Origin of the sequence: Gimesia sp., assembly GCF_040219335.1 — a bacterium.
Taxonomy (GTDB): Bacteria; Planctomycetota; Planctomycetia; order Planctomycetales; family Planctomycetaceae; genus Gimesia.
Map to the genome: position 1 here is coordinate 286,485 of NZ_JAVJSQ010000015.1, position 24,520 is coordinate 311,004.

The 24,520-nt window shown below is 52.7% G+C and carries 20 protein-coding genes; 6 read left to right on the forward strand and 14 right to left on the reverse strand.

Translation table 11 applies throughout. The annotated features are described in order from the left end of the window. Positions 1–339 precede the first annotated feature (339 nt). The gene (locus RID21_RS13900; protein ID WP_145180423.1) at positions 340–618 is read left to right on the forward strand and encodes a ferredoxin family protein; all 279 of its coding nucleotides are present in this window, start codon (positions 340–342) and stop codon (positions 616–618) included. A gap of 68 nt (positions 619–686) precedes the next feature. Here RID21_RS13900 and RID21_RS13905 read toward each other — a convergent pair whose 3' ends face one another. Beyond that, complete coding sequence (locus tag RID21_RS13905) at positions 687–1,655, reverse strand: dihydrodipicolinate synthase family protein (protein ID WP_350189780.1); 969 nt, start codon at positions 1,653–1,655, stop codon at positions 687–689. A 100-nt stretch (positions 1,656–1,755) separates the two neighbouring features. Between RID21_RS13905 and RID21_RS13910 the strand changes: the two genes are divergently transcribed. Continuing rightward, positions 1,756–3,186: a sulfatase family protein gene (locus RID21_RS13910; RefSeq protein ID WP_350189782.1), complete on the forward strand. Its 1,431-nt coding sequence runs from the start codon at positions 1,756–1,758 to the stop codon at positions 3,184–3,186. Continuing rightward, entirely contained in the window at positions 3,186–3,401 is a 216-nt protein-coding gene (locus RID21_RS13915) for an RNA-binding S4 domain-containing protein (protein WP_145438528.1), read from the forward strand. Before RID21_RS13910 ends, RID21_RS13915 begins: the two co-directional genes overlap by 1 nt. On the opposite strand, the gene RID21_RS13920 is transcribed toward RID21_RS13915, so the two are convergent. Together RID21_RS13920 and RID21_RS13925 are read right to left on the reverse strand one after the other, a co-directional pair. Next, positions 3,402–3,542 carry a hypothetical protein gene (locus RID21_RS13920; RefSeq protein WP_197993777.1) on the reverse strand — a complete coding sequence of 47 codons (141 nt, stop codon included), beginning with the start codon at positions 3,540–3,542 and terminating at the stop codon, positions 3,402–3,404. It lies immediately after the preceding gene. A 118-nt stretch (positions 3,543–3,660) separates the two neighbouring features. Beyond that, the gene (locus tag RID21_RS13925; protein WP_350189784.1) at positions 3,661–6,246 is read right to left on the reverse strand and encodes a hypothetical protein; all 2,586 of its coding nucleotides are present in this window, start codon (positions 6,244–6,246) and stop codon (positions 3,661–3,663) included. Here RID21_RS13925 and RID21_RS13930 point away from each other — a divergent pair. Together RID21_RS13930 and RID21_RS13935 are read left to right on the forward strand one after the other, a co-directional pair. Beyond that, positions 6,233–6,646: a hypothetical protein gene (locus RID21_RS13930; RefSeq protein ID WP_350189786.1), complete on the forward strand. Its 414-nt coding sequence runs from the start codon at positions 6,233–6,235 to the stop codon at positions 6,644–6,646. The genes RID21_RS13925 and RID21_RS13930 overlap by 14 nt on opposite strands. A 6-nt stretch (positions 6,647–6,652) precedes the next feature. Then, positions 6,653–7,948 carry a glycoside hydrolase family 15 protein gene (locus RID21_RS13935; RefSeq protein ID WP_350189788.1) on the forward strand — a complete coding sequence of 432 codons (1,296 nt, stop codon included), beginning with the start codon at positions 6,653–6,655 and terminating at the stop codon, positions 7,946–7,948. 25 nt (positions 7,949–7,973) lie between these two features. Here the strand turns inward: RID21_RS13935 and RID21_RS13940 are convergent, their stop codons facing one another. The 5 genes from RID21_RS13940 to RID21_RS13960 all read right to left on the reverse strand — a co-directional run bounded on the left by RID21_RS13940 (position 7,974) and on the right by RID21_RS13960 (position 12,471). Beyond that, positions 7,974–9,143, reverse strand: coding sequence for a GTPase (locus tag RID21_RS13940; RefSeq protein WP_350189790.1), 1,170 nt, complete (start codon positions 9,141–9,143; stop codon positions 7,974–7,976). A gap of 6 nt (positions 9,144–9,149) precedes the next feature. Further along, positions 9,150–9,980 carry a type III pantothenate kinase gene (locus RID21_RS13945; protein ID WP_350189792.1) on the reverse strand — a complete coding sequence of 277 codons (831 nt, stop codon included), beginning with the start codon at positions 9,978–9,980 and terminating at the stop codon, positions 9,150–9,152. Between the two features lie 24 nt (positions 9,981–10,004). Then, positions 10,005–10,355 carry an exodeoxyribonuclease VII small subunit gene (locus RID21_RS13950; RefSeq protein ID WP_145438537.1) on the reverse strand — a complete coding sequence of 117 codons (351 nt, stop codon included), beginning with the start codon at positions 10,353–10,355 and terminating at the stop codon, positions 10,005–10,007. Between the two features lie 57 nt (positions 10,356–10,412). Beyond that, a complete protein-coding gene (gene xseA, locus RID21_RS13955) occupies positions 10,413–11,624 on the reverse strand; it encodes an exodeoxyribonuclease VII large subunit (protein ID WP_350189794.1) in 1,212 nt (403 codons plus the stop codon). Between the two features lie 64 nt (positions 11,625–11,688). Further along, positions 11,689–12,471, reverse strand: coding sequence for a sugar phosphate isomerase/epimerase family protein (locus RID21_RS13960; RefSeq protein ID WP_350189796.1), 783 nt, complete (start codon positions 12,469–12,471; stop codon positions 11,689–11,691). A gap of 227 nt (positions 12,472–12,698) precedes the next feature. Between RID21_RS13960 and RID21_RS13965 the strand changes: the two genes are divergently transcribed. Then, entirely contained in the window at positions 12,699–15,380 is a 2,682-nt protein-coding gene (locus tag RID21_RS13965; protein WP_350189798.1) for a hypothetical protein, read from the forward strand. 9 nt (positions 15,381–15,389) lie between these two features. Here the strand turns inward: RID21_RS13965 and scpB are convergent, their stop codons facing one another. From scpB to RID21_RS13995, 6 genes are all read right to left on the reverse strand, one after another. Continuing rightward, positions 15,390–16,085 (reverse strand): SMC-Scp complex subunit ScpB, encoded by a 696-nt coding sequence (gene scpB / locus RID21_RS13970; protein WP_350189800.1) that lies wholly within the window; start codon positions 16,083–16,085, stop codon positions 15,390–15,392. A gap of 199 nt (positions 16,086–16,284) precedes the next feature. Next, positions 16,285–18,036, reverse strand: a complete 1,752-nt coding sequence (locus RID21_RS13975; RefSeq protein ID WP_350189802.1) for a hypothetical protein — start codon at positions 18,034–18,036, stop codon at positions 16,285–16,287. 377 nt (positions 18,037–18,413) lie between these two features. Next, positions 18,414–20,378, reverse strand: coding sequence for a prolyl oligopeptidase family serine peptidase (locus tag RID21_RS13980; RefSeq protein ID WP_350189804.1), 1,965 nt, complete (start codon positions 20,376–20,378; stop codon positions 18,414–18,416). 68 nt (positions 20,379–20,446) lie between these two features. Then, the gene (locus tag RID21_RS13985) at positions 20,447–22,222 is read right to left on the reverse strand and encodes an SLC13 family permease (protein WP_350189806.1); all 1,776 of its coding nucleotides are present in this window, start codon (positions 22,220–22,222) and stop codon (positions 20,447–20,449) included. A gap of 40 nt (positions 22,223–22,262) precedes the next feature. Further along, complete coding sequence (locus tag RID21_RS13990; RefSeq protein ID WP_350189808.1) at positions 22,263–23,249, reverse strand: 3'(2'),5'-bisphosphate nucleotidase; 987 nt, start codon at positions 23,247–23,249, stop codon at positions 22,263–22,265. Positions 23,250–23,368: 119 nt separating this feature from the next. Then, a complete protein-coding gene (locus RID21_RS13995; RefSeq protein ID WP_350189810.1) occupies positions 23,369–24,415 on the reverse strand; it encodes a Gfo/Idh/MocA family protein in 1,047 nt (348 codons plus the stop codon). Positions 24,416–24,520 lie beyond the last annotated feature (105 nt).

Genomic DNA, 24,520 nt, shown 5'->3' on the forward strand with positions numbered 1-24,520 from the left:
GCTAAGCAGATCATCAGGTCTTCTTTGTGGCCCTACCTTTGGCAAACAACGCATGATTATCAGGAAGATTGCCGATAGAAGAAACAGGGGCTGAGCCGGGCCGGGAATATGTAGTCTTGACACCTGATTTTCAGCGTTCTAGGATGAACTGTCCGTTTCTTTCGGAGGCGGGTTGATCAACTTGAGTTTTATCACAAATGACTGCCATTCAGACTCATCCACAGCGAGGTCTGATCGAGCGCGACTGGTAGTTTTTTGATTTTCGAAGTCTATAATACCATTAAACGCTTCGAGTAGATTAATCACATTTAGAAGTGCAACGTCCAGAAAGGAAAACTCATGGCACACGTGGTTACAGAGGCTTGCTTCAACTGCAAATACACAGACTGTGTTGTGGTTTGCCCCGTAGAATGTTTCTACGAAGGGGAATCCATGGTCTACATCAATCCTGATGAGTGCATCGACTGTGAAGCTTGCGTGCCAGAATGTCCGGTAGAAGCGATTTTTCACGAGGACAATCTTCCTGATAAGTGGCAGGATTACATCCAGATCAATGCCGAAAAATCTCAGGAACTGCCCGTCATCACCGAAAAGAAAGAGCCCCTGGCTGATTCGTGATTCGATAAGACAGACTGAATACAACAAGAAACTCCCCATGATCAAACCTGGTCATGGGGAGTTTTTGCTTAGTCGATGACATTGAGTCGCTGTCCCAGTTCGCGCAGAATCTCAATATCGCTGTCGGGGCGCGTCGGGCTGTTCGGATGTGTCTGATTCGTCTTCACCCAACCTCGCAGGTGCAGAAACTGGGCCGCCGAATGCTTGTAAGCCGGCGAAGGGCTGCGGAAGGTGAAATAACCCAGGTACTGCAGCAGGTCGTTCAATTCATAAAACGCCGGATCGCCTGCTTCCCAGTATGCATCCCGTTTCGCGAACAGGTCGGGGGCGAAAGTGCTTAGGCCGAGCAGGTAATCGCTGCCGTACTGGACCATATCGATCCCAAAATCATTTCCCGTGAATACTTTGAAATCGGGACGTTTCTGATCACGGAGCTGCAGTCGCTCCCACTCCGGTTCGCGATGGAAGGATGAGTGTTTGGCACCGATGCATTGCGGGATCTCCATCAGGGCGGCATACGTATCGAGATCGTAGACTGAACCGAAGGGAGCCAGATCGCGGGTCAATTCAAACCCGATGAAGCGGTCTGTGTTGGCGGCAATAGTCCGATAAGATTCGATAATCTGTTCCGGAGCCTGTTCCACCAGACCGAAGGACTGGAAAATGACCGGCGTCCCCCCATACTCCTGGATCAGGTCAATCTTTCGCTGGTAGCCATCCGCATCAAAGTCCGCCCCGGTCTGATCGCCGACAAACGCACCCGCGACGAAAGAGCCCCCGTTGAGTGTCTCACGGGTGATTTTCAGAACTTCGATGAAGGTTGTTTCATCGATGAGATTCACATAGCCGGTGTCCATATTCACGGCAGGGGTGATTCCCAGGTCAGACGTGCGGGCGACATGAGCGCTCAGCGACTCACGATCAATTTCACCCGACTTCAGGTAGGGGAGCAGGACAGCGGAAATCCCGGTCAGTTTTCGACGGGGTTTGATCATTTTAACGGGATCATATGTGGCCGCGGGGGCTGCTTCTGGCATTTGGTTAGTCCTTGCTATATATTGACGTGCGAATTACTGATTTTCAGTGTTTCATGCTCCCGCCAGAATACCAGATCGGCGCTCAATCTTGGAGGCAATCATGAGTTTTCGCTGTCGAGTTTCTTTCGCTTTGCTGTTGATGGCCTGTTTTTCTCCCCTGTTCGGCAGCAGTCTTCATGCAGCCCCGAAAGAAAAACCCAATATTCTGTTCCTGTTTACAGACGATCAACGGGCGGACACGATACATGTACTGGGTAACCCTCTGATCAAGACTCCCAATCTCGACCAACTGGTGCGCAGCGGGTTTGTCTTCAACAACGCCTACTGTCTGGGAAGTAATTCAGGGGCGGTTTGTGTCTGCAGTCGGAATATGCTGCTCAGCGGTCGTACTTACTTTCGCTGGACCGGCCGCTACGCCTCGGCTGACAAACCGAATTTTCCTGATTCCATGAAAGGAGCCGGGTATTACACCTACCATCACGGCAAACAGGGGAATACTGCGGCATTGATTCACAAAAAATTCGATACGACGAAATATGTGAATGATCAACAGGCCCGTCTGCTGGGACAGCCCGGTCAGGAAATCGTGAACGATGCGATCCAGTTTCTGAAGACACGCAAAGACGATCAGCCGTTCTTTATGTACCTGGCGTTTGCCTGTCCGCATGATCCACGTGTGGCAGACCAGGAATACATGGACCTCTATCAGCGCGAATCTATCTCTCTGCCGGCAAACTACCTCCCGCTGCATCCCTTCAATAATGGAGAACAGGTCGTCCGGGATGAACTGCTGGCTGGCTTTCCCCGCACCAAATCAGAGATCCGTAAACACCTCCACGATTATTATGCGGACATTACCGGACTGGATGGACACATCGGACGACTGTTGACTGCACTCAAAGAGAGCGGGGAGTATGAAAACACTATCATTATCTTCTCGTCCGATCATGGACTGGCGGTAGGTAGTCACGGTCTGATGGGGAAGCAGAGCCTGTACGAGCACAGTATGAAAGCTCCCTTGATCTTCAGTGGGCCTGGCATCCCGCAGGGGCAGAGCGACGCGCTGGTCTACCTATATGACATTTTCCCGACGGTCTGTGAAATGGTTGGAACCCAGGTTCCACAGGGACTCGATTCCCGAAGTGTGTGGCCTGTGATCACCGGCGAGCAAAAGCAGACTCGAGATACGTTATGTACCGCTTACAAAGACGTGCAGCGCTCGGCCCGCGACGGTCGCTGGAAGCTGATCACTTATCCGCAGATAAATAAAACACAGCTGTTCGATTTGCAGGACGATCCGGCAGAGACTCGCAACCTGTTCGGCAATCCCGATTACCGGCAGCAGGCAGACCATCTGCTGACGGCTTTGAAAACCTGGCAGAAAGAGGTGGGAGATACCGACGCACTTTCTTCCACCCATCCACAGGATCCGACTTTCAAGGCACCGACAGCTGAGGAGCTCAAGGAACTACAGCAGCGCTGGCAGCCCAAAAAGAAGAAAAAGCGTGCAGTCAAGACGGGAGATAAGTAATGTCACATGAGGAACGTCCCCCGATCCGACTGGATCAGTTTCTGAAACAGCAAGGCGCTGTCGGCACCGGTGGACATGCCAAGGTTGTCATCCAGGCGGGTGAAGTGACTGTGAACGGCGTTGTCGAAACACGGCGTCGTAAACAGCTTGCACCGGGAGATGTCGTCGCGTATGCCGGCGAGCAGTGGCGTGTAGAAGTCACTCAGGAGAGTTAGTCATCTCACTTTGCTGCTGCGAATGCTGTAAAAGCCTCCGATGAGAATAACGCCGACCATCAGTTTCAGGTATTCGGCGGTGGTTGCAGTCCGCCAGGCGTCAAATAGATAATCCAGCCAGCCATCAATCCAGAGTTCCATAAGAGGTTCCCCCGTTCCTGGCCCGCAACGAATTGAGATATGAATAGTCTACCCTGTGCAGCAGCGCATGCCGGACTGAAATCCGGTGGACATATTCAAAGCGGTTGATGGTTGTTTTTCAGAAACGGGGCACCAGCTTCAATGCTTCGATTTTATTCGCTGCTTCTAACAGTCCCTGCTCCTGGGGGGCGAGGACTTTGAGCTGTGCAAAAGTCTCTTCCGCTTCCGGTGTGAGGGTATACAGCAGCTGATACTTAAGAAGTAACTTGAGAATTTCCAGCTGTTTGGGAAATGTAGTATTCACACGTTCCATTAAAGCCAGTGATTTTCCGGGAACCCCAAAGTCTTCGTATTCCTGAGCGAGTTGCAGGATCTCTTCCTTAAGCGGAACGTCATCCTGTCCTGTTTTATCAACAGGATATTTTCTCGGATTATTTAAGAAATTTTCGACGCGGGCCTCGCGCTGAATCATCCCCAGCAGCGTTTGTGCTTCATTTTTTTCCGTTGTCGGGTCTGTTTTCAGAGCGAGCTCTAACTGCTCGGTTGCTTCAGCCGCCCGTCCCTGAGCCAGGTAGATTTTCGCCAGCAGGGTCTGCATTTTTGCCTGGGTTTCAAATTCCAGAGATTCCCTCTGCAGGGCATGATGTAGCTCCGTTTCCGCTTTGTCGATCTGCGAGTATTCCCACCAGGTTCGCGCGAGTTGCAGTGATTTCTTCGCTGCTTTAAGATTTGCTTCCTCCGGTGAGAGTTCTTGCTGATTAGCAATATATTTATGTGACAACTCAATTCCCCGGATCAGGTCACCGCGCATCATTTTCTGACCGGGCATGCCCAGGGCGAGCTGGAATTCCTGAATCGCCTTCGGATATTGTTCTGTCTTAAAATAGCACCAGCCCAGCAGAGAGGTCAGTTTCACATCTTTTACCTGCTGCTCTTGAAGCTGTTTGATGAATCTGATCAATTCCTCATAGTCTTCATTTTTGAACATCTCTTGCGCCAGAGCTGTCTGGAAGGTCGAGCGGTGGGGGAACTGTTCATAAGCCTGTCGAGCGATCTCCAGTGACTCACCGGCTTGCCAGTATTTCTGGCGAATGGTGCCACTCCGGTTGGGTTCGACTTTGAGAATCAAGACGCCTTGCTCGTCGTAGATAGGGTTGAACCGGTAGACCAGATCCTGGTCGAGCAGGTACCACGGGAAGGCGGAAACGATCTCTTTGTCGTACGATGTCAGATAGCGTGCAGAGAATTTCTGAATACTTTCATGCAGCTTGTCAGGACTGACGAGTTCAAAAAACGCCAGCATTTCAAAACGATGAGCCGTTGTGGCAATGGCTGCCTGACGGGTGATGATCCGGTCTGAGGGTTCCGAGTTTTGCTTGAGCCAGGCTCCCGCTTTCGTCCAGTTACTGAATCCGTTGGAGGGCAGTTCTTCGTCATATAACCGATCTGGTTGCCAGACCATCTTCAGATTGGCGTGGACCAGTTGCGTGTCAGTCCAGCAGAGACAACCGACAAAGAGAAACAAAACAAGCGCAGACCCACCTGCAAATATTTTACCGGTGACAGGACGGGCAACCTGAATGTGCCGTTTCAGGGCAGCCCAACCTGAAGGAACAAATGCGAGAACGACAGGCACCAGAGGTAGCATAAAGCGTTCCTGCATCCAGGGCCAAAGGGAGAGGATGCCCACGCTGAACACCAGATAGCCCAGGGCAACAGTTCCGCCACGATTTCGGCGATATAGCATCCCATAGCAGGCGACAGCAATAACTCCTGCTGTCATCAGATAGTACAGCCAGGTTGGTCCCGGCAAGGTGATGATTTCATCAAGAACCATGCCACTGTAGATCGGTCGCATGCCTGGCATATTGGGAAACAGTTGTTGTCCAAAATTCTCAAAGTGAGCACTCAAGCGTTCCCACATGCGAAACGCTGTGCCGATGACTCCCTGCGATCTGATTTCGTTGAGAGCGATACTGGCGTAACCACTTTTCCCCAGTGCCGTATTGCGCAGAATCCATAGGCCGGAGGCAGCTACTGAGCAGGCCACACCCACCAGCCAGGGCCAGCGCGATTTTCGGACCACAGCCCAGCAGGCGACAGCCAGTACCATGGCGATCCCGATCGTGCGGAGAAAGGGAAGGAAGACCAGTAATGCAGTGATTAGAAACAGATCCCGTTTGCGCGGCTGTTCTGGTCTGACTGAAATCAGATAGAGGATTCCCAGAGTACAGGCTGTGAAAGGGATTTCACTCATGATCAGCGTCGAATAGAAGAGCGTGAAGGGATTGACGGCAAACAGAAATGTGATCAGCAGGGCGCCGTAATTAAGTTGCTTGTCAGGCTGGTCTTCTGGTTCTTCAGGCTGACTGAGGCACACGATGTAATAGTACAATAAAGCCAGCAGGAGCAGAGTGGTGAGCAGAACGGTGGCTTTGGCGGCAATGGCATCGTAAGGCGCGATCCAGGCCGCAGGCATAAGCAGGACCGACATACCCGGGGGGCGGTGCGCATAGAGAGGGGCTACCGGAGTATCAATCTCCCGGTAACCGTCGCCGTTAACCAGGGAACGGGCCATGATCACGTAACGGGCACTGTCGGGGCTGAAAAAATATTGCCGGTTCCAGCGTGCGACAGCCAGTCCGGAAAAGAGGAGCAGCAAAAGACAGATACTGATTGGACGAGATCGTATGACACTGGTCATGAAGTTCTATCACTCGAACGAAGTAGGTGAAGAAGAAAAACGGCAGTCATCTGATGAGAATTGCAAATGTCGTACCCTCGTGGCTGAAGCCTCAGATGCAAACCTCGGTTCACTACTTCAGATGACTGAGCGCAGGGTCTTGCCGGTTAGAATGATTCTGTCGGCAGAAATTCCTGTCATCAGGAATGACTGCTTGAATACGGGCTTCACGGCAATGTTGCCAGAAATCAACCATGTTGTTTTTGGGAAACAGAGAATCAGGGGTTTCCCTGGAGTCCTGCCGTTGCAATTTGACGACGATTGTTTCACAATTCGAGGCGCGCAGCGCGGCGCCGTTATAATCCCAGGCGAACGGATTCAGAGGAACAGTCCGCTCGACTCGTTTTTAGAAGTCAGGTGAATCATCATGGATGACAACAGTTTTCTTGCCCTGAAAGAATCATTACAGACCATTGAAGAGACGGATCAGTTAGTCTCATTTCTAGAGTCTCAGCAGACGTTCTCGTTTCCTGCTCTGGAGAACGGTTTGTTCCCTGCAGCCATCGCCCATGAATCGACGGGATATCAGAGCATCTGGGTCCGGGATAATATCCATGTAGCTCATGCATTGAATGCTGTGGGGAAAACGGAACCTGCAAGCAAAGCGGTCGCCACGCTGGCAGAGTATTTTCTCAAGCACCGAGATCGTTTCGATAAGATCATTTCAGGGGAAGCAAATCCTAAAGAAGTGATGCAGCGGCCGCATATCCGTTTTGACGGAAACACGCTGGGTGAAATCGACGAAAAATGGGCTCATGCTCAGAACGACGCACTGGGATACTTTGTCTGGTTGTACTGTTTGATGCTGGAACAGGGATACCTGACGGCGTCCGCTCAATCTCTCGAATTGCTGGCGGCATTCGTACGCTATTTCAAAGCCATCCGTTTCTGGGAAGATGCAGACAGTGGCCACTGGGAAGAAGCACGCAAGATCGAAGCCTCCAGCATTGGTACTGTGGTCAGCGGGCTGATCGCTTTGAAGGAATATCTGAATTGCAGCGATAACTGGGATGACCTGCAGCATCAGCAGACTCTGGTGACACCCGAGATGCTGGACTCTCTCATTGCCCAGGGTCAGACGACACTTGAAGAGATTCTGCCTGCCGAATGCATTCAGGCTGACCCTCTGCTGGCCCGAAAATATGACGGGGCGCTGCTGTTCCTGATCTTTCCCCTGGGGCTGGTCAAAGGAGAACTGGCAGACACGATTCTGGAAGATGTCAGAACGCACCTGATGGGGGATTACGGAATCCGACGCTATCTGGGAGACTCTTACTGGTGTGCTGATTACAAAGAAGTCTTCAGCGAGGATGACCGCACGAGTGATTTCAGTGATGATCAGGCCAGCCGGGATCAATATCTGAAACCAGGACAGGAAGCCCAGTGGTGCATTTTCGATTCCATCATGTCGGTGATTTACGGGCAGCGTTTTCAGGAATCGGGGCAGGATGCTGATCTCGAAAAGCAGCGCTTTCATCTGGATCGCGCTTTGAATCAGTTGACGACATCTGAGTGTCCCTTTGGTCCATATCGTTGTCCTGAGTCGTATTTTCTGGAAAAAGGAAAATACGTTCCCAATGATATTACGCCACTGTTATGGACGCAGGGAAATCTGATGATGGCTCTACATCAGTGGAAACAGACTTTGAAAGCTCAGCTGTAAGTCAGCTCGAGTTGCTGACAGGAGATTAAACCTCTGTCAGCAACTGTTTGATTAAGAGTGTGTAAGCCTGCTGGTCATCTGCATCCAGTGCTGCTGCAGCCTGTCCCAAAAGTTCGATCTGGCGTGATGTGACCGGAAGGGCCGTCTCCTGATCAGGGACTTCGGGAATCAGTTGTTCCACCAGTTTCTCCAGAAACACATCGAGCCCCGCTTTCGTGACTGAGGAAATCCGAATCGCCTGTGGGGGAAGTGGCGCACCCCAACATTCGGGGAGGTCGGCTTTATGAGCCACGATCAGCGACTCAGGCCATTGAGTGAGTAGTCGGTGATCGTCTGGATGCGCAGGTTGGTTGATGTCGATCAGAATGACGCGGGCATCCGCGGCGTTCAGGATCTGCTCGGCACGTTGGATTCCAGCGGCCTCCAGCTGTTCTGCTTCTGCCCGAATTCCTGCGGTATCAGAAAACTGGAATGGCCAGCCGGAGAGCGCCGTGGTCGCTGTCAGCACATCACGGGTCGTTCCCGCTTCGTTAAAAACAATGGACCGTTCATAGCCCAGAATCGCATTAATCAGACTGGATTTTCCGACATTGGGGCGACCGGCGAGTACGACATTCCAGGGGCAGGTCAGGTGTTGTCCCAATTCTTTCCAGCGCAGCAGATCCTGAATCTGAGATTGCAGATGTTCCGAGTCGAAGGAGCTCTGTTCCCCGGGTAGAAGTGCTGTGAAAGCGGATCGTAATAAGCCTTGCGATTGACGCAGGAGAATCTCTGCTGTTCGAAACGTGGTAGCCGCTGCCAGAGCTTCCTGAAGTTCTAGTTCCAGGGCTGTCGCTTTGTGGCTGGCCAGCGCTTGCCAGGTAAGAACGTCACAGCCTTGGGTCTCTAAATCATTCAGGATTCGATTCACCGCCGCCATGCCTCCATGACAGTGAATGTCAACGGTTTCAAAATCAATACGACAGAGAACCAGGTCTTCGGTATTTGAAGTTCCCCAGTATCCATAGACAATCTGGTTCACAACCTGTTCGATCAGTGGTTTCCGGTTGACGGCGTGAAAACAGGAATTCACCAGTGCATTCAGGGCAGAGGTCCATCCCTGAACACGAATGGTAGCGACAGCTCCTCTTCCGCGGGGGGTAAGGAGAGCGGCCTGGCAGGGTTGTTGTAACTGATTTGAGGGATGCGTAGTCATGCTGGTTTATTGAATCCCGCGAATCTGTTGTGCGACCAGTGCCAGCCCCTGGAGTGACAGGAGGGGTTCAAAGTGAACCGATTCATCCAGGTGCGGAGCGAGCAGGGCAGAGCCGCCCCCGGTGAGCAGCACCAGTGGAGCTTCCCCCGATGCGGATTCAGCAAGTATCTGTTTTGTGTGCTGAGTGATGAGTTCGCGGACGGCACCGAGCTGGCCCCAGAACAGACCACTGCGAATGGCGTCGGTCGTATTCTTGCCGAGTACCACGGGTTCAATCTGACGCAGATCCTCAACCGGAATCAGGGGGAGCAGGGCGGTATAATCGTGTAATGATTTCGCAGAAAGTTCAAAGCCCGGTAAAATCGCTCCCCCGGCAAAGCAACCCTCGGTGCTCACAACATCGACCGTGGTGGCGGTTCCGGTATCGACGATGATCGCAGCCTGCGATGTCGATTTTAAACGGTTGGCGGCGACAGCGTTGAACAACCGGTCGATGCCCACTTTACGGGGTTCATCGACGCTAATCTCCAGTGGGAAGTCGTCTGTGTTCAGAACCTCCAGCGGATCGGGGAGCATGGACTCGGGCCAGTCATTGAGAACCCGTTTGATTCCATGCGGATTGGAACCCGCGACCGAACTCAGACATCGAGTATCCGTGGGTTCGAGCCAGTCAGCGATCTGATCCCAGGGGAGAGAATCCTCTACCAGAATTGAGAGCGCATGTTCGACCAACGGAAGCTGATGAGAGGCTCCCAACGGGAGCTCCGTCTTGAGCAGCACAAACTTGATGCGACTGTTGCCGACATCAATCACCAGTTGTCTTAAAAGTTGCGACATGCGTGGCTTCTTTGTATTTCCGGTTTAAAACAGGGTCCGATCCTGATCGTCTTCGTCTTTACTGGAACTGCTCTTTCGTTTGCCTGTTTTTTTCGCCGGGCCTTTGGTATCGACCGAAGCAGTGGAGTCAAACTCTTCCAGCACCGGATTGCCGTCTTCATCAACGCGGGTCAGAATTTCAATTTTCTGCTCAGCAGTTTCGAGTCGCTGGTAACAGGAACGCAGCAGTTTTACGCCGCGCTCAAACTGTTCCATCGATTCTTCCAGGCCGGCAGTGCCTGACTCAAGTGTGCTCACGATTTCCTGAAGCTCGGTCAGCGATTCTTCGAACAGAGGTTCTTCTGTTTGTTCTTTCGTGCTTTTTTTCTTGGCCATGTTATCAGATCTTTATGCAAATGATGGTTATCGATATTCAACAGGATTCAGGAAAGCTCAGGAAGCTTCTTCCGGATCTGGGTGTAACTCCTGAACCTGGCTGGTGATGCTACCGTCAGAAACTTTTGTGGTGATCGTGTCGCCCGGTTGCAGTTGATCGACAGATTTGACGATTTCCGGTGTCGACGCTTTCGATTCTGCTCCGCGACGTGTGATACTATATCCGCGGCTCAGAACTTTCAGGGGACTGAGTGCTTCCAGTGATGATGCCAGATGTCGGGTCTCCGATTGCAGTCGGCTGACCAGTTCGCGGGTACTGCGCTTCAGACGCCGGTCCAGTTCGTCGAGCTGGGATGCCCGATTGTGAATCAGGTCCATAGGGCGTGTCAGCGCGGGACGTCCCGCGAGGGAATCCAGTTGCAGGCGAATCTGACGGGCACGCTGCTTCAGGTTAGTAGCGAGTTGACCTCTCCAGTGAGAGAGCGTCGCCAGGACATCAGTTTGCAGGGGAACAGCCAGTTCCGCGGCTTCACTGGGAGTCAGGGCGCGGCGGTCAGCCACCAGGTCGGCAATGCTGATGTCAATTTCATGACCGACTGCACTGATGATGGGAATGGGACATTCGAAGATGGCGCGGGCGACCACCTCTTCGTTAAAGGCCCAGAGATCTTCCAGGCTGCCCCCTCCACGACCTGTAATAATGGTGTCTACCCCTGGAAGTATGGCAGCGGCTTCAATCCCGGCAGCGATCTGTTCGGCAGCCCCATCTCCCTGCACGGCCACCGGGACGATGACAATGTCAGCGGCCTTCCAGCGGCGGGTGATCACCTGCAGCATATCGCGAACTGCGGCGCTGGTGGGACTGGTTACCAGTGCGATCTTCCGGGGGAAGCGGGGGATTGGCTGTTTGTGTTCCGGATTGAAGAGACCCTCAGCGGCCAGTTTTTCCTGCATCTGGCGAAACGCGAGTTCCAGCGCGCCGACCCCCTGGGGGAGTAACTGTTCGATGTTGAGCTGGTAAGTGCCGCGTGCCTGATAAAGTTCAATCGGACCGGCGGCGACAACTTCCATGCCGTCCTCAATCTGAAACTTGAGTCGGGACGCAGTCCGTTTCCAGATGACTGCACGCAGCTGTGCGTTGTCGTCTTTCAGGGTCAAATAAATGTGCCCGGAACGGGCCACCGTGCAGTTGGAAATTTCGCCAATCACCCAGGTATACGGGAAGTTGGCTTCAATCAGATTTTTAATCTGTCGAGTGGTTTCGGTCACCGACAGTATTTCAGGTTCCATAAGAGACATACAAATGCTTTATCGGGTTAAAATTCAATGGCGATCAGGGAAGGATTGTATTGAGGTAATCGATTCCCCGCCGACAGTCTTCTATTCGCTGGTCGCCCTGCGTGCGATCCACGGCGAGCCAGCCCTGATAGGCGGTTTCCCAGACCAGAGGCAGGAACTGGTCCCACATGACCATACCCCTGCCCAGAGGAACTTCCTGGCCGTCGGTATCCATTTCACGAACGGCATCGCGCAGACGATAGGCGCGAATCCAGGGATGTAGTTCACGGATCGTTGTTTCCGGATTACGGTTGTTGAGAACCATGTCGGCTGGGTCGAGTTCGATACCCAGGAAGCCGGCGTTGACCCGGGAGACCAGATCACGCATGACGGCAGGAGAATTCTTTCCACAAGCGATACAGAGTTCGGTACCAATGTGATTCGAAAAGCGCACAAGATCGTTGAGTACTTCACAGATAAGAGTAAAGTTCCCTCCTTCATCTGTCTGAATGAGCCCCGGATGAATAATCAGGGATGGTGCCTGTAACCGCCAGGCGAATTCCAGGGCTGCGCGGATTTGTGACACTCTCTGGTCCAGGAATTCCGGGTCGACCAGGGCACCCCGGGCAGGCATCCTGAATGAAGCGAGGCTGAGATTGAACTCTTCCAGCAGTTTACGAAACTGACGGTCTCCAGAAGCCCCGAAAGAGGATGGAGTGACTTCCTGTTGTACATCAAGTTGAATCCCGCGGGCTCCGATACGGGCCGCTGTTTTGATAGCATTCCTGATCGGCATGCCGAAGCAGCGGGTGGCAACGGCGAGTTTCAGACGAGACATGTTCTACCTTAAACAAAACGCGAAACGGGTATTTTAACTGAGTCGGATAAACGCAGCAATTCGTGCGACAGGCAAAGTTTATCTAACCGGATGTGAAAAGAGAATGATCTCCCGGCGTTCAGGGAACCGGATTGAAAAAACAGGATTCTCAGCCGGGTTCCCGATAGAGAATCCCTCAAAAAATGGTCGATTATGAGAGAGAGCCTCGAAATCACCCGGGAATTTCCATGATACTGTCATCGCTTCTCACCTGCTACCTTGCGTTGCTGACCGGTTTACCCGTAGAGGGTAATCTCGTGGAAGATACGCTCCCCATTCTGTCATACTCTTTTGAGAATGACCAGGACCGGGATTTCGACGACCTGCCGGACGACTGGTCGCGGCGTAAAGGGCCGGGATATCCACAGTATGTACAAGTCAGCATTGACCGAAATCAGGGACGCACTGGATCTCAGAGTCTGCATATCGGCGTGAACGGGGGCCACGCCACGATCTATTCACCGCCACAGAAGATCGATGGGGATCATGCGTACGTCTTTCGCGGGTATATAAAAACTCAGCGACTCAAATACGATGCAGCCATGGTCTCGATCTCATTTCTGGATCATAAGCGACAACGGGTCCAACATTTTGTGAGCCGACCTGTGACAGGGACCCACCAGGATTGGGTCGAAGTCACGCTGGGACCGCTGACCCCTGATCCCAATGTGCGGTTTATCGTAATCGGCTGTCATGTGGCTCATAATAACCTGAAAGATATTTCCGGTGACATCTGGTTCGATGATTTGTGGGTCGGCAGTCTGCCACAGTTGGATATCCTGAATAACTATCATCGGCACTTTGTCGATCACGATGCGGAAATCCGGGTGAGTAGCCGGATCAGTGGTTTGAATCCCAAAAACAAATATCGCCTCGATCTGGAGCTGATTGACAGCTCAAACCGGAAAATTGCGAGTTCAGCACTGGATCTGGTCACCGATCCCGATGATGTCAAGGGGGCACCCAACAGCAGGTTGCTCGATGGGAATAATCATACCGAGGTCTGGCGACTGAAACCGATGGAGTATGGCTTTTACGAAGTCCGTTCCAAACTGGTTCGGGACGAAAAAGCCATTCTGGAAAAGAAAACTTCCTTTGCTGTGATTGATCTGGTGAATCCCCGTCCCCAGGGAGAGTTCGGCTGGGCGATTTCTGAAGAACATGACCAGTTGCCTGTTTCTGAGTTGCCTGATATCGCAGCGCAAGCAGGAATCAACTGGATCAAATTTCCGCTCTGGAATGTTATGGCGTCGACTGACATTCACCATTCCAGTCGGATCGCGGAGATGCTCGACCAGTGTTCCAACCAAGGTATTACTCCCGTTGGTTTGTTAAATCATCCACCTCGGGATTTACGCTCGCAGTTCGCCAAAGACTGGCAGGGGGTCAGCGGAATATTTACGATGCCCGCCAGTTTCTGGTCCCCTTCACTCGAAGAGGTCTTTGCGCGATACACTTCTTTAGTCAATTACTGGCAGCTGGGGGGAGATGAAGACAAAAGCTTTATCGGAATGCAAAATCTGTCCGAGACGTTGAAGAATGTCAAATCGCAACTGGATCTGATCGGTCGGGATACGCATGTTGGCATTCACTGGGACTGGAAAACGCCGCTGCCTGAGAATCATATGACACACAGCTTTGTCGCGATCAATAATGAGGAGCGTCTCAATGCGGCGGAACTGGCAGTAGAGCTACAGAAGGTGAAGCTGGGATCTGGTATGGGGCCGCACTGGGTTACGCTTACGCCTCTGCCGAAAACCGGTTACGAACCTGAGGAACGGGCCATTGATCTGGTCAAACGAATGGTGACCGCGAAATACATGGGCGCGGATGCAATATTTGCTTCGTCTGTTTTCGATGAGCAGCATGGTCTGCTCAATCAGAATGGCTCTCCCACGTTGTTATTTCTTCCCTGGCGAACAGTGTCACTGGCATTACAGGGAGCGAAGTATATCGGCAGTTTCAACATGCCCAATAAGAGTTCGAACTTCGTATTCGCACGAGATCAGGAAGCGATCGCGGTAGTCTGGAATGAGGAGCCCACGGAAGAGGAAATCTACCTGGGAGAGAATGCCTATGCTACCGATGTCTGGGGAAAACGGATCTCGCTGGAGCGGGATGAGACGACCCGCCGCCATAAGCTGCTGGTGACCCGTTCTCCGATTGTCCTGCGCAAATGCAATCAGCAGGTCGCTTACTGGAGGCTGGCTGCTCAGTTTGAGAAAGGGAAGTCTAAGAGTGAATATGGCGGGCATGCAGATGCGGTTCTGGGAAAGAATACTTTCGCTCAGAGTGTGCAGGGCAAGGCAGTGTTGAATGTCCCCAAAGGCTGGGAAGTCGAACCACGAGAGTGGACGTTTAACGCCGGCACCGGAGAAGATTTCCGCCTGGAGACATTCATGACACTCCCCACGAATGCGAGCCTGGGGAAGAAGGATGTGTCGATTGACTTTGATATTTTTGCCGAGCGAAAATACTCAATTCGCGTGCATCGCTCTTATCATGTCGGGCTGGGGGATATTGTGATCAAGGTCACGGATCGAAAACTCGAGGGGAATGTTCTGGAGATCGAACAGATCATCGTGAATAACACCTCGCCTCTGGAAACACTGCAGTTCCGTTGCAGTCTGTTCATTCCCAGCATGAAGCGGATGCAGCGTTTTATTACCGAGCTCAAAAACGGACAGGACCGGAAGCTGTATTACCTGCCGAATGCGGATCGGCTCAAAGGGAAAGAACTCTGGATCCGGGCAGAGCAGGTGAATGGCCGCCGGATTCTGAACTACCGCTGGACGGTGGGAGAGAACTGGGAAGCACAGGAACCGGTGACTCAGAAAGCGAATAAGCGCCAGACGACACGGGTGCGTTAAAAGGCTGGTTCAGGCAGCTTCGAGGTCTTCTTCTGAATCTTCATCCTCAAAGTCTTCGAAAGTATCAGACTCTTCGACGTCGGATATTTCTTCTGTCTGCTCTTCGGCATCAGTCGAGAGTTCAGCGACTTCTTCGGACTCACTGGTATCTTCAGTTTCCTCAGCGGCCTCTTCCGTCACGGCTTTCGCCGGCTCCTCAGGAGTGGGACGGAGCATTTCGGCCATGGGGAGATCATCCAGATTTTTCAAGCCGAAAATTTCCAGAAACTTGCGCGTGGTTTCATATAGAAAGGGACGGCCGAGCGAATCATCTTTACCACCGATACGAACCAGGCCGCGGTCCATCAACTGCTTCAGCATTTCGGCACTCTGGACGCCACGAACGGATTCAATGTCCGCTCGGGTAATGGGTTGGCGATAAACGACGATCGCCAAAGTCTCCATCGCGGGAGGGGAGAGTTTGAGAGCCGCCTGTCGCTGATGAAGTTTGTTGAGCCAGAACGAGAACTGGGGATGCGTCATCATGCGGTAACCGGTGGCAACCCGCTTGATGTGAAACGCGGACTGGCTGGCCGCCAGCGCGTCGTTGAGCTGGTCGATGAGCTCTTTGGCTTCCTTGGCATTGGCCAGGGTCGCCAGTTGAGCAATCTTTCTTGTCGAGATCGCACCATCTGCCACAAAGAGTACTGCTTCAACTTTTGCCATTTTCAGACTGCGGCGTGTATCCACTTCCTGATCGGTCGCAAACAGCAGACTGCTGGATTGCTCAGACCGTGTCTGAAAATTCCAGAGAAACCCCCGCGCTGGAATTTGTTGGAAAACCGCCTCGGACAGCGATGTGTTTTGGGGGTTTACGAGTCCGCAGGCGTGATGGTGAGATGCTGATCCGGGAAACATATGAAGCTTATCGCACCGTGAAGTTTTGAGAGTAAGTGGCTACCTTCTGGCTGATTTCATCTTCCACTGTCAGTTTCATGATGTGGGGCCCGAGCGAAATATTGCGGGGGATCTCAAATTTATAACTGTGGAAGTAATCCTTACGTACATTGCGGCAGAGATCCTCGGTTGTATCGAAGGGGATCTCTGCTACAAGATCACCGTTGGTACCCGCTTTGAAGATCTGGATCTTTGACTTTAACAGTGTACGGTACATGCCGTCTGCAGTCAGTTCGCTCGTAAAGTTTTCTATTTCTGAATAAACCAGTACGGGACGCCCAGGCGTGTATTCATCACGCTCGAAGCGTTCGTAACTTCCAAAACTGCTGATCTTGTGGCAGAAAGCGACATTCTTGAGTTTCAGGTTTGCCTTTTCCTGCAGGCGGGCGGTTGCCTGACGGAGCTGAGTCACTGTTTGAGTGGCCCGATCGGCAACATCTGGAATAGCCGCTTCATCAAAGTAGTTTGCCACGGCCCAGAAGGTCTGCTGCCAGAATTCCTGATCTGCTGGTTCAATCCCCGGAATCGCTTCCAGGGCACGTTCGTGCTGTCCGGCCATCAGGTAAAGCATGCGGAGGTAAACGTGTCGCTCAATGTAGTTCTGTTTTTCTTCAGGAGTCGAGCCCGGTTGAAGCTGAGCGATTTCTGATTCCGCAACCGAGATCAACTGCTGCAACTGATCTTGCGCCGAAGCACCAGATTGTGCAACAGCCAGGGGGACCATCTGTGGGGCCAGCTCGGCTGATTGTGGATTCATGACCGGTGCTGTTTGTGGATCCGCAGGAACGACTGACAGCGGTTGTGCGGCTGGATTCTGCTGGCCGGTGAAGGCCGTGCTGGTACGAGTAATCCCGTTTTGAATCGCAGACGTCCCCTGATGGATCGCTGACGAAAGTTTTGTTTTCAGTGGACCGACCAGGGGAATGTGATTCAGGCCCTGGCTGATGGTTTCTGATGTTGAATAGCCTTGTGGTTGACCGGGGACGACAGCGGGGAGGCCTGCTTCCGGATTGTTCCCTGCTGGTTCCAGGGTTCCCAGCTGAACTGGGTTGTTCATGTGCTGTACCTGCTGGCTACCGGGAGTAATCTGCCCCGGTGGTGCCATCTGCTGGGCACTGGCCTGTTGCACGACAGGCTGCTGATTACTGACCTGAGGCAGGCTTGTATTCGGAGCCGGAGATCCACCAGGCTGGGTATGTCCCAGGCCGGGTAAATTCACAGGAGCGGCCGGAGTCGTTTTGTGTTCGGCCAACTGTTGTGCCTGCATGCTGTTGACCATTCTACGCGTGCGCAGAATGTTTTTGATCATTTCCGGATCGACGCCCTTGAAACTGGCCAGATACTGAGATCTTTCCTGCGGCGTCGCGTCTTTCAGTTCTTCGTGGATGTACGCCAGCAGTTCGGCGTTATGCGTGGTGACTTTGGCCGGTTTTTTTTCCGTTTGAGTTAACAGTTCCCCAGCTTCTTTGCCGAGTTTCACTGCTGTTTCTTTATCGATTTCCACACCGTTGATTTTGGCAACGGCTGTTTCTTCTTCGGCTGCCGTTTCTTTTTCTGCTTTCTCAGATTTCTCTTCGGAAGAAGCGGACTTTCCCCAGTTCCACGGCGCAACAGGTGCTTTCCAGGCCACGGCCTTGGTACCTGATGTGGAAGCACATCCGCACATCAATAGAGAAAGTAGAACAGCAGGGATGACCATGCTGAGCCGAAATCGTTTCATTATGCTGCCCGGTTTCATGGGGTGAAGGGCTGGAGTAACTGTCGCACGCTGATGGTGCCGAAAGGTAAAACTGTGATTTGGAGGTGATTGAATCTGAGTGAGAGTTGATCCTGATCAGATCCCTGATGGGACAGGAATCGGTTTTTTATGAAAAATCGCGAAATGAAGCAAGATCGATTCAAGAAAGTAGAAACTACTGTCGGCACTCTGTTTTTCGCAGAGCAAAATGCAGAGTCGCGGGGAGGGAGATGTTCTTAAGTGATTACTTAGAAAAGGTTTGTGGTTTGCAGGTGGCATGCGCTGCGTCCTCTCCTTGAGGGGGGAAACGCAGCGGGCATGCCTCTGATTCGATTAACTGAAAAAAACGAATCTCGAAATCAGGGAAGTTCCCAGTTGCTGTCGAAGAGTTCAGCCCAGACCGTTTCATTCTCGAAATTGCCATCTTTGTTCTGTTTGAACTTGATGACGGCGATATCACCCAGCTTGGGGAACAGCCAGGAATTGGAAGCGCGGAAATCTTTTTCATGCATGGTATGCCCGGAATTGATGACCACATACCGCGTCGGATTCAGCGGGTTGGGATAGATCAGGGCAACTCCATGGTCCTTGGTATCATAGGTCTTCCCATTGACGGTGATCTGATCTTTCGACCATTGGATCGGCAGGTCTTCGACAATTTTGGCGATCAACGCATTGGAGCCAGGGTCTCCGAACAGAATCAGGTTCTTGTCGGCGATGGTCTGATCCGTAACCTCTTTATCTGTGATGACGGGAACCTTCCCTCGCAACCACTTGTCGAATTCTTTCTCGAAAAGAGAGAGAACGGATTGCGACCAGGCCTGTTGTTCGGGAGTCCAGGGAGTGCCAGTCCCTTTCACGCAAACAAAGGGCAGGGTGAAGGCGTCGTCGATCGGCCCCTGCAGATTGCGGCGTTTGCGTAGATTCGAGTTTTCGATGAAGGCTTTGGAATCGTCGTATTTGAGCACATCCCAGCCGCTGTTACTTTTGACAAAGTAGACCTGAGGCAGCAGTCCGCTGGCTGCCGACTCCAGCGGAAGCAGGGTCCCGTCCAGTTCGACTTTGGGAGCGATATCACGGGCGATGGAAAGGGCAGCCACATTGTCAGTGGTCAGCTCCAGATTTCCTGATTCCTCATTCAGTCCCCCTTCGACGGTGGTCGGCTCGTACATCTGGTCCAGCTCTTCGATGTTGAGCCATTCGCATTCATTGAACTTGGGAGTGTATGTAATAAAGCGGATCTGCTTGCGGCCCGGCCAGGCGGGGCGTCCCTCTTTGGAGATCTTCAGCAACTGTGCAAGGAAATCCTGATAAGCGGGCATCCGTGACTGATGTGCCGCCTCGGGGCTGATATACAGGGGGATTTTGATATCCAGTTCTTCAGCCTTTTCGACCATCCGAGTGCTCGAGACCAGCTGCTTGTCTTTTCCGCCTCCGTAGGTCACGACTGGAACGTCCGCAGCGTTGAGGGCGTAGTCGATGGAGTCATAAATGTGCAGAGTTTTATCCTGATAGGGAGGCAGTTTCTCTTTATGATTCTGATACTGGTAGAAATCGACAAAGCCCGCTCCCGGTCCCACGCCACACCATTCAGAGGGATAATGCAGTCCCAGATGCCAGGCACCAGCGCCTCCCATGGAGAAACCACGCAGGGTGATCCGCTGTTTGTCGATCAGGTAACGTTTTTTGACATCGGCGATCGCTTCATGTACGTCAACTTCTCCACTCCAGCGCCAACCGTTATCTGTCCGGCCAAAGGGATCAAGGTGCAACCAGTCGTGATCTTTACGCGGTCCTCTGCCATTTGGATGCATGATAAAGAAGACTTCGTTGCGTCTGCCTCCTCGGCCATGCAGTTCCACATGCAGGGGCCAGCGCTGGCTGGATTTCTGTTTGAAGTCTGCAGGAAAGGTCAAAGCATACGGTTGTACGGAGCCATCGATCTTCGAGTAGTATCCGAAGAGCACCGTACCCTTCGGATCAGTCCACTCGGGTTTGCCTGCTGCGAGTTGACTGGCTCGCTGGCGTCCGGTTTCGAGAACCTGGTAGGTCTCTTTGACGTACTGTGGTTTGTAAAATTCCTTGTGGCGTAAAATCCACTCTGCTGCTTTCGCATAAATTTCCACGTCGGCGAGCAGGGAGCGTTCGATCTGGGGATTTTGTTTAAGTGTCTGAATCTGCTGTTGCAGTTCCTGAAGTTCTGCTTCGAGTTTCTTGCGATCTGCAGGAGGTGCGTCCTGGGCAGAGAGAATTACGGGAGCAGATACCAGTAAGGCGAAGAATGCCAGCGCGAGTACAAAGTGGGAGCAGAGGCTGCGATGCATGGAGGAATCCTGATCATGAAAAAAGGAATCGGTACCGAATACGGCGGGTGATTTCTCAATTTACATTATCAGGGATGGAAGGGCCAGACAAGAGGTACGACGATGACTGTCAATAACCAGACAATCAAAGTCAGCGGGCCGCCTATACGCAGATAGTCACCATATTTATACCCCCCGGGCCCGAAGACCATCAGGTTGGTCTGGTAGCCGATGGGGGTGGCGAAACAGGCGGCTGCGGAAATGATGATGGCAATCACGAACGGCATCAGGTCCACACCAAGGGCATTGGCTGTAGCGACCGTGATCGGAAAGATCAGTGTTGCAGTGGCTTTGGCGGTAATCAGATTCGTGAAGACCAGGGTGATGAATGAGAGAATCGCGAGGACGATCAGAGGACTATCGTTAGCCATTCCGGTAAAACCATTGGCAATCAGTCTGGCGGCACCAGAGTTATCGATGGCCTGTCCGATTCCCAGTCCGGCTGCGATGGTGATCAGCACTCCCCAGTCAATCGAGCGTTTGGCTTCCGTGGCACTGCAGCAGCGGGTAGCGGTCATCAGACCGGCAGCCACCATAGCGGCCACAAGCATCGGAATGTTGAACACGGCGACCATGCCGATCATGGCCAACAGGATCAGCCGGGCGATCCAGGCGCGTTCGTGTCTTGGAGGCGTGGAATCTTCGACCTGGCTGACCAGGAAGAATTCACGGGAGTTCCGTTGCTGATCGATGAACGAGGGGTGTGCTTCGATGAGCAATGTGTCGCCTCGCTGCAGTTCAATGTCACCAATCTTCTTATTGATCCGCTGACCATTTCGCGCCACCGCGATAACCGCAGCGTTGTAATTGGAGCGAAACTTCGCGGTGCGGATGGACATGTTGAGAAACCGAAAGCTGTCTGAGACAACCGCTTCAATCAGGCAGCGTTCGGAGCGGGGGCCGGAGAGTTTGAACAACTGGTCGGTGGCTGGTTTGAGGCCGGGGATTTTCTGCAGATCGATGACCGATTCAACAACGCCCACGAAGACCAGCTGATCGTTGGCGGCCAGTCGTTCATTCGAGGAGACCGCGGCGATCACATCATCGGCCCGGTCGATTTCCATCAGGTACATGCCGGGCAGATGACGCAGACCGGCCTGTTCGATGGTTTTGCCTATCAGAGGGCAGCCAGGTTCAACGACCATTTCTACCGTGTATTCTCGAGGATCATCCATGGGAGTGATCGCCGGTTTTCGCTCGGGGAGCAGCCAGCGAGAGCAGACCAGCAGATAAATCAGTCCCGCAACCATGACCGGAACTCCGATCCAGGCGATTTCAAACATGGTCAGTGCAGGGCGATCTGTCTGACTCTGCAGCAGCCCATTGACCACCAGGGTGGTGCTGGTGCCGACCAGGGTACAGAGCCCTCCCAGAATCGCGGCATAGCTGAGAGGCAGCATCAGATGCGAAATGGAGATCCGCATTTTCTTGGCCCAGTCAGAAATGACGGGCATCATCATGGCGACGACGGGAGTGTTATTCAGGAATGCACTCAGGATGGCGGAAGGCACCATCACGCGGGCCTGCGCATCGGTCAGGGATTTCGGATGTCCCAGTAGTTGCTGGCCCGTGAAGGAGAAGCCACCGGTCTGCCGAATACCTTCACTAACCACGAACAGAAACGCGACTGCCAGCAGGCCTTCGTTGGCAAACCCCTGCATAGCCTGATCGACGGGAACGATGCCGGAGACGATGAGAATGGTCAGACCACCCATCAAAATCGTATCAGCGCCGGCACGTAGAAACGTCAGAGAGCAGATTACTCCTGCTAAAACGAGAAACGTGACTACGATGTGCCAGTCCATGTCGGTTAATACATCATCAAAAGACAGATCGATACAGGGATTAAAATTCGAGTTCGTCCAGAGACTGGATCAGGAGCGAGTGCAGGTGTCCGTTGGTGACGATCACGCCCTGATTATTTTTCAGTTCATATCCCTGGTCAAATTGCAGCGGGTTGCCGTGGATATCAGTGACTTCCCCTCCGGCTTCTTCAACCAGCAAAACTCCCGCCGCATGATCCCAGATTTTCTCGCGATAACCGGGGCGTGTGGGCAGCCGCATGTAAATGTCAGCCTCACCCTGGGCGACGACAGCGTATTTAGCCTGACTGTCCAGACGCCGGGGCTCTTTGCTGATCCCCAGTCGTTCCGCCAGCTGCTGAGAGTGGCTGTGTGAACTGTGTCCCGATTCGACGGATTCACAAAAGCGGGATTCCGAAAAATCGGCAGTGGTGGTCACGCGGATGCGTTTCGGCTCCTGTTCGCGAACGAGGGGAAGGGCGTATGCACCTTGTCCAGCGATCGCGTAGTAGAGCGTCCCCGCGGTTGGGTTTTCCCCGGGAAAGGGCAGGTTGGGACAGCCCAGCACGCCGAGTACGATTTTTCCCTCTACGATCAAAGCAAGTGAAACCGCGTACTGTTCTTTGCGTAAAAAGCCTTTGGTTCCATCAATGGGGTCGAGAGTCCAGAACCGGTCGCTGTATGTTTTGGCGCCGCCGTAATCGATCCAGGTACAGACATTTTCAGGAGTCGTATCCTGAATACCGTCAGCAGTCAGTTCTGCGACAATCTTTTCCAGGAACTCCCGGTTTTCCGGTCCTTTCAGTTCAGCGGCATCTTCTTCTCCGATGATCGGATCTTTCGGGAATGCGTTGTGGAGTGCACGACAGATAACGGCCTGACTGCTGAAATCTGCGATCGTAACCGGGCTCTTATCTTTTTTTTCGAGGACTTCATCCGTGATGGCAGATTGAACTGTTCTGCAGATCAAAGCAGCCTGTCTGACTGCCAGGAGTGCCGTCTTTAATTCCTGTTCCAAAGTTTCTGTCATGATTTCAGATCGTTTCGAGTGAAGCTGGCTATCAGGGATACCATCAATATCGACAGGTTCGACTGTCTGTCTTTGAACGCTGTCCCCGTATTATGACGATTTTCAGTCGATCTGCCAGTTTACAGCGGAAGCGCGACAGGCTGATTCTGCTCACAGCTCCGGGCAACAGCTTCGGAAAACTCCATGTATTTGACGCCGGTGGCGAAATCAGTGAAGTGTACGACTTCCTCTCCACGGATGGCACCAATGAATTCCGATTCCACACGCCAGCCGCTGATTTCTTCCTGAGGAACCTGGATTTCTTTGAGCTTATCCTCTCCCATGTGACCAACAAAGATTTTCTCTTCAGGAGTGAATTGAACTTTGATGGTACCGAGGCTGCCATACAGGTGAATCTGCAGACCTGGTCCAAAGAGAATTGTTCCACTCAGGTGATAGATGGCGTTGGCGCCTCCCCGCAGGCGAGACACGATCTGCAGGCTGTCAGGGAGAGTCACGTCGGCGTTGCCCTGGTCTGTCGCTGAGGGACGAACGGGTTCGAAGATTGAAGACTGGGCAAATACGCGTTCGGTGGCAGGCACCCAGCGGCTGAGGGTCTCGTGCAGGATGCCCATAGTGAGCATATTGTTGCCACTGATTTCTTTATCGAGACGCCAGTGCATTTTTTTGCTGTAATCCCAGAAGGCATCGTCGGCCCCCTGAACGATGACTTCCCGCAATTGACCCAGATACTGATGAGAAATCAGCTTGATGATTTCATTGTTGTATTTCAGCCCGAAAGGGCTGGGAACGATCTGGGCGATCAGGTCGGGGCGCGCCTGGGAGACTTTCAGCATCTTGCGCGCTTCTTCCAGGTTACGTGCCATTCTGGCCTCGGTAAGCACGTGCTTTCCTGCTTCGAGTGCCATGCAGGTGATCTCACAGTGCAGATCAGGCCAGGTGCCGATCACAACGGCGTCGATTTCCGGGTCTTCCACAAGTTCCTGCCAGTGGGAGTAGGTTTGCGGAATACCGTATTTCCGGGCAACTTTATCTGTAGAGGCTTGAGTTGAGTTCACAACGCCTGCGAGTTCGACGTCATCAATCGCCTGAAATCCCGGAATGTGTCGCGCTTTTGTATTTGCTCCTGCGCCAACAATTCCAATCCGGATCGTTTTTTTTCCCATTAGTTTAAGTAGTCCCGATAGTCCAAGATGCGTTTTACAGATTGTGATCTTTTCAGCCATCCGGGGCTGGTTTCACCCGGGAATGGTCTGTTACGACGTATCCGA